Raw genomic sequence first — 1,042 nt, forward strand, 5'->3', positions numbered from 1 at the left:
ATTCCGCCATAGCTCAGTTGGTAGTAGCGCATGACTGTTAATCATGATGTCGTAGGTTCGAGTCCTACTGGCGGAGTATAAAAAAAAAGAGATCAAGTAATTGAACTGCACCCTAAAAGTTAGACAGAAAAATCTAATTTTTGGGGTGCTTTTATTATGAAATTAACTTTTGAAGATAAAGTTCAAATATATGAATCAAGAAAGCAAGGAGAGAGTTTTAGGCGACTTTCAAATCAATTTGGGATAAAGATTTCTAATCTTCAGTACATGATTAAATTGATTGATCGTTATGGAATAGAAATCGTAAAAAAAGGAAAGAATTGTTACTATTCTCCTGAACTAAAACGAGAAATCATTGATAAAGTCTTACTTGAAGGTCGTTCACAAAGAAGTGTAAGCCTTGATTATGCTCTCCCAAACCAAGGAATGCTTCCAAATTGGCTGGCACAATACAAGAAAAATGGGTATACTATTGTTGAGAAAACAAGAGGAAGGATACCTAAAATGGGACGTAAGCCAAAGAAGAAACCTGAAGAGATGACTGAGTTAGAGCGTCTTCAAGCAGAAAATGAATACCTGAGAGCGGAGAATGCTGTTCTAAAAAAGTTGAGAGAACTCCGATTGAAGGAGGAAAAAGAGAAAGAAGAAAGACAGAAATTGTTCAAGAATTAATCACTGAGTTTTCGTTAGATATTCTTCTAAAGGCCGTTAAACTCGCTCGTTCGACCTACTATTATCATTTGAAACAGCTAGACAAACCAGATAAGGATCAAGGGCTTAAAGCTGAAATCCAATCTATTTTTACTGAACACAAGGGAAATTATGGTTATCGTCGGATACATTTAGAATTAAGAAATCGTGGCTTTTTGGTCAATCATAAGAGGGTTCAGCGGTTGATGAATGTCCTCAATTTACAAGCTAGAATCCGGCAGAAGCGAAAGTATTCTTCTCACAAAGGAGATATTGGTAAGAAAGCCGACAACCTTATTCAACGCCAGTTTGAAGCTTCAAAACCAATGGAAAAGTGCTACACAGATGTGAC

The 1,042-nt window shown here is 36.5% G+C and carries 1 tRNA gene and 1 pseudogene; both read left to right on the forward strand.

Going from position 1 to position 1,042, the window contains the following annotated elements:
* Positions 1 to 2: 2 nt before the first annotated feature.
* Positions 3 to 76: transfer RNA gene (locus tag HMPREF2918_RS01660), tRNA-Asn, on the forward strand.
* 80 nt (positions 77 to 156) lie between these two features.
* Positions 157 to 1,042, forward strand: a pseudogene (locus tag HMPREF2918_RS11765) (IS3 family transposase); the annotation flags it as partial.

The organism is Streptococcus sp. HMSC065C01 (genome assembly GCF_001813525.1).
GTDB lineage: Bacteria > Bacillota > Bacilli > Lactobacillales > Streptococcaceae > Streptococcus > Streptococcus parasanguinis_V.